We start from the raw sequence: 4,506 nt of genomic DNA, 5'->3' as shown, positions 1-4,506 counted from the left end.
TAGATTCGCAGTGTCTGTCATACCTACTTGACAGCATCGAGAGTATTCATGAGCCATTCGATTCTTTTGCAGAAGAGAAGAAAGCTCTCCTACGTTCGTGGTTCTATAATCAAGGAACTTTCATTCTAACAGAAACGGTTATCTCGGAAACGAGTCGAATTCGAGATATTATTCGCCGCGAATTCCATGAAAGTTTTATTCGTACTCTATTTCTTGATTACCCTGTTCGTGACCGTGCCATAGTTCAAGCAAGAGCCTTGCAATTCGAGGAGTATCATCCAGAAAAGCATGGCGATTGTCTAATACTGGCAGAGGCGGAAGAGCTAGAGCTAGATTTCGTTTTGACGTATGACCGCACATTTTTGAGAAGACTTTCTGATGTCTCGGGTACAACGAAGCTGATGAAACCATCGTCCTATTGGGCAAACCTTGGCATTCCAAAAGGTTCAGAACCTGTGACTGTACCGCATCACACGAATCCTCTGAGTGAGCAAATATGGTGGCGGTGGTAAGCGGGTTAGACGCACAATGTATCGGATGTTTGGTTTTGTACGAAGGTCTAGGCGCGTCGTAACCCAAAAAATGACGTTTAGCATTGAAATGGTGAGTTACACACAACCCGTAAGATGCTCCATGTGTAGGAGGATGTGCCGAGGAACGAGGTGCTTTCCTTCGTTTAGTACATTCTATGGCTTAATGGATACAATTTGTAGCAATAAATAATTAAAATGTTCACAGGAATCATCAGCTCAATCGGCCTCATATCCGCCATCGAACATAAAGGCGGCGACTGCCGCCTGACCATCAATACCGGCAAACTATCGCTATCGGGTACGCAGTTAGGCGATAGTATAGCCGTCAACGGCGTGTGTTTAACCGCGATTGAACTCGGCAAGCAGCATTTTTGCGCGGACGTTTCCAACGAAACCCTGTCCAGGTCGACATTGAAAAGTGCCGTAGTTGGAACGCCTGTCAACCTGGAGCTGGCCTTAACACCCACCACCCGAATGGGTGGGCATATCGTCAGCGGTCATGTGGATGGCATCGGGATACTGACGGAGCAGAAACCGGATGCGCGTTCAGTGCGCCTGACCTTTCAAGTACCGGATGAGCTGGCGAAATACATCGCGGAAAAGGGTTCAATTTGCATTGATGGCATCAGCCTGACGGTCAATACCGTGAATGGCGCATTGTTTAGTGTTAATATCGTCCCCCACACGCTCAAGGAAACGACGCTGGCAGAGATAAAAGTGGGCAACCCAGTCAACCTTGAGGTCGATTTACTGGCTAGGTATCTGGAACGGTTGCTGTTAGGCGACAAAGCCGCAAAACCACAGCCGGAAATTACCGAAGAATTGCTGCGTAATAGTGGTTTTTTAGATAAAGGAATTCACTAAATAGATTATCCGTCCATGTTTCGGTCCTCCGACAAGTACCGGACTCAGCGCGAACGAATATTCCGCAATGCTTATCAAGCTCGGTTCGCACTGAGTCAGTCGGAGTGCGGTTATCAGTAGGACTCGTAAGGTCAATTTTAAATGAACAGCATCGAAGAAATCATAGAAGACTTGCGACTAGGCAAAATGGTCATCATCATGGACGATGAAGACCGGGAAAACGAAGGCGACCTCGTTATGGCGGCTGCGTTTACTCGCCCGGAAGACATCAATTTCATGGCGCGGTACGGGCGTGGGCTGATTTGCCTGACCTTAACCAGCGAGCGTTGCCAGCAGTTGCGCTTGCCGTTGATGATTAACGAAAACAAGACCACGCACTCGACCAATTTCACCGTTTCGATAGAAGCCGCGACGGGCGTGACCACGGGCATTTCGGCGGCGGATCGGGCGCGGACAGTGCAATGCGCCGTGGCGGCAAATGCCAAGCCGGACGATTTGATCCAGCCCGGCCATATTTTTCCGTTGATGGCAAAGTCAGGCGGCGTGTTGAACCGGGCAGGGCATACCGAAGCGGGCTGCGATCTGGCGCGCTTGGCGGGCGTAGAGCCTGCCGCCGTTATCGTCGAAATCCTAAACGAAGACGGTACGATGGCAAGAAAGCCGGACTTAGAAATATTTGCCCAGCACCATAACCTTAAAATCGGTACAATCTCCGACCTGATCCATTACCGCATCCAGCATGAAAACACCTTAGAACGCATCAGCGAATGCGCTTTTCCGACTGAGTTCGGCGATTTCCGGCTGTACGCTTACCAAGACAGGAACGACAATAATCTGCACTTGGCTTTAGCCATGGGGCCGGTATCTGACGGCAATCCGGTATTGGTCAGGGTTCATGCGCGGAATTTATTGGATGACGTGTTTTCGTCCAAACGCACCGACCGTAGCATCCCCATGCGGATTGCCATGCAGAAGATCGCCAAAGAAGGCCGGGGGGTGTTGGTGGTTATCCGGCAGAATGAAAGCAACAAAAGCCTCGTGGAGTTGATCCACCGCTACCAACTCGAAGACAACGGCGTGACGATCCCGCCCAGCGAGCCGCCCGACTGGCGCATGACGGGAACCGGGGCGCGCATCTTATCTGACCTTGGCGTACATAAATTAAAGGTGCTGGGCGCACAGAAGAAATACGTCGGCCTTGCAGGATTTGACCTGGAAGTGACCGAGCATGTCAGTTGTGAGGCTTGGGAAAGCAGTGAGCCAAAATAATTAATTTTTAAGTAACAAGCAGGGAAACCAAATGTCCGCAATAACAACCATCGAAGGAAACCTTTCCGCCCAAGGCCGTACCGTCTGCATCGTCGCATCACGGTTTAACAGCTTTATCGTCGAACAACTCCAAGCGGGCGCGATAGATGCCTTAGTCCGTCACGGCGCAGATCGAGCAAACATCCACTTGGTTAAAGCACCAGGCGCATTTGAATTGCCTTTGGTGGTGCAACGGGTCGCGGCAAGCAAAAAATACGATGCCATTATCGCTCTCGGTGCGGTCATCCGTGGCGGCACGCCGCATTTTGAATACGTCGCGGGTGAATGCGTCAAGGGCATCTCCAGCGTCTCGTTAAAATACGATGTCCCCGTCAGTTTTGGCGTATTGACCGTCGATAGTATCGAGCAAGCTATCGAACGCGCCGGGACGAAAGCAGGCAACAAAGGCGCAGAAGCGGCGATGTCTGCAATCGAAATGATGAGCCTACTGGAAAATTTAGCCAAACCATGAGCCAAACCAAAACCAACGCACGTAAAGCCGTCGTGCAAGCGCTCTACCAATGGCAGATGACCGGGCAAAGCCTTATCAGCATTGAATTGCAATTTGAGGAAGACGGTCGTTTAAAAGGCGTACAAAAAAGCTACTTCAAGGAACTGTTTCATGGCGTTCCTGAGTGCCTGGATGTCATCGACGAAGTCCTCAGCGAATTCGTTGACCGTCCCGTCGATGTCATAGACCCTGTCGAACGGGCGATATTGCGGATGGGCGTATATGAACTGATGCATCGTCCTGAAATGCCCTACCGCGTCGTCCTAAATGAAAGCATCAACCTCGCCAAAGACTTTGGGGCGGATGGCAGCCATCGGTATGTCAATGGGATTTTGGATAAGGTGGCGCAGGCGAAGAGGGCGGTGGAGATTAAAAGTAAGGTGCAAGGTGCAAGGCAAAAGGCGCAAGATTAGTGGATAGCATAATCGTTACCACGTTGCTGTTTTGAAATGACTTAAAAACAAATAGTTAATACGAATGTCAGGTAGCGCAAGGGTGCAATCTGCCCGCATCACTTTTATGTTGTGTATAAGTGTGTATAATATGACCCATGAACAGCAAAGAAATCATCAAACGATTGAAAAGCGAAGGCTGGGTAAAAACGGGCGGCAAAGGCGACCATGAAAAATATAGCCACCCGACCAAGCCAGGGCATGTTGTTGTTCCTCACCCCAAAAAAGACATCCCGCTTGGGACACTGCGTAATATATTCCGGCAAGCCGGATGGGATTGGTAACTATGTTATATCCAGTTTATATTCATTTAGGCGACAAAGACTACGCCCACGGCGTGACCGTACCTGATTTCCCTGGCTGTTTTTCCGCCACCGATGACTGGCAAGGCTTACCCAAAGCGGTGCAAGAGGCGTTGGAAGTGTGGTGCGAAGGCGAAAAAGGCGACTTGCCAACGCCCACGCCGTTGGAAGACTTGGCGGCAAATCCTGACTACCAGGATGGCGTTTGGTTGTTGTTGGACGTGGATACCGACAAGCTGGATACCAAGCCCGTGCGCCTCAATATTTCCTTGCCACAAAGCCTAGTGAATGAGATTGACGCTTATGCCAAGGCGCACGGCGCAACCCGATCCGGTTTTTTGGCACAGGCGGCGCGGGACGCGATGGGTGGTTGAGATAAAAAGTAAGGAGCAAGGCAAAAGGCGCATGACTAATTATCGATCCCACGCAGAGCATCACTGCCATTAAGTTAAGCCCTATTTGTCTCAAAAGCACAGTTTTTTCTGCCGTTTATGGAAACTCAGCAACGAGCGGGCCGAACTGTTTTTTCGGGGCGG

At 50.4% G+C, this 4,506-nt stretch carries 7 protein-coding genes; all 7 read left to right on the top strand.

All coding sequences use genetic code 11. The annotated features are described in order from the left end of the window. Positions 1-512, top strand: a 512-nt coding sequence (locus MGMO_RS20185) for a type II toxin-antitoxin system VapC family toxin (RefSeq protein ID WP_036308978.1), incomplete at its 5' end; no start/stop codon positions are given. 216 nt (positions 513-728) lie between these two features. After that, positions 729-1,397, top strand: coding sequence for a riboflavin synthase (locus MGMO_RS18450; protein ID WP_023496605.1), 669 nt, complete (start codon positions 729-731; stop codon positions 1,395-1,397). A gap of 141 nt (positions 1,398-1,538) precedes the next feature. Then, positions 1,539-2,666, top strand: a complete 1,128-nt coding sequence (gene ribBA, locus MGMO_RS18445; protein WP_023496604.1) for a bifunctional 3,4-dihydroxy-2-butanone-4-phosphate synthase/GTP cyclohydrolase II — start codon at positions 1,539-1,541, stop codon at positions 2,664-2,666. Positions 2,667-2,697: 31 nt separating this feature from the next. After that, on the top strand, positions 2,698-3,177 hold the full coding sequence (ribH, locus tag MGMO_RS18440; protein ID WP_023496603.1) for a 6,7-dimethyl-8-ribityllumazine synthase: 480 nt from the start codon (positions 2,698-2,700) through the stop codon (positions 3,175-3,177). Then, positions 3,174-3,629 (top strand): transcription antitermination factor NusB, encoded by a 456-nt coding sequence (gene nusB, locus MGMO_RS18435; protein WP_023496602.1) that lies wholly within the window; start codon positions 3,174-3,176, stop codon positions 3,627-3,629. The genes ribH and nusB overlap by 4 nt, the downstream gene beginning before the upstream one ends. A 137-nt stretch (positions 3,630-3,766) precedes the next feature. After that, on the top strand, positions 3,767-3,952 hold the full coding sequence (locus MGMO_RS18430; protein ID WP_023496601.1) for a type II toxin-antitoxin system HicA family toxin: 186 nt from the start codon (positions 3,767-3,769) through the stop codon (positions 3,950-3,952). Between the two features lie 2 nt (positions 3,953-3,954). After that, positions 3,955-4,344 (top strand): type II toxin-antitoxin system HicB family antitoxin, encoded by a 390-nt coding sequence (locus MGMO_RS18425; protein WP_023496600.1) that lies wholly within the window; start codon positions 3,955-3,957, stop codon positions 4,342-4,344. Positions 4,345-4,506: the final 162 nt, after the last annotated feature.

The organism is Methyloglobulus morosus KoM1 (assembly GCF_000496735.2).
Taxonomy (GTDB): domain Bacteria; phylum Pseudomonadota; class Gammaproteobacteria; order Methylococcales; family Methylomonadaceae; genus Methyloglobulus; species Methyloglobulus morosus.
Note: the sequence above shows the minus strand (reverse complement) of the source record. Positions and strands in the feature narration are given on the sequence as shown.

Coding starts and splice junctions, on each gene's coding strand:
- MGMO_RS18450 (WP_023496605.1), top strand. CDS start 729: ATGTTCACAGGAATCATCAGCTCAATCGGCCTCATATCCGCCATCGAA.
- ribBA (WP_023496604.1), top strand. CDS start 1,539: ATGAACAGCATCGAAGAAATCATAGAAGACTTGCGACTAGGCAAAATG.
- ribH (WP_023496603.1), top strand. CDS start 2,698: ATGTCCGCAATAACAACCATCGAAGGAAACCTTTCCGCCCAAGGCCGT.
- nusB (WP_023496602.1), top strand. CDS start 3,174: ATGAGCCAAACCAAAACCAACGCACGTAAAGCCGTCGTGCAAGCGCTC.
- MGMO_RS18430 (WP_023496601.1), top strand. CDS start 3,767: ATGAACAGCAAAGAAATCATCAAACGATTGAAAAGCGAAGGCTGGGTA.
- MGMO_RS18425 (WP_023496600.1), top strand. CDS start 3,955: ATGTTATATCCAGTTTATATTCATTTAGGCGACAAAGACTACGCCCAC.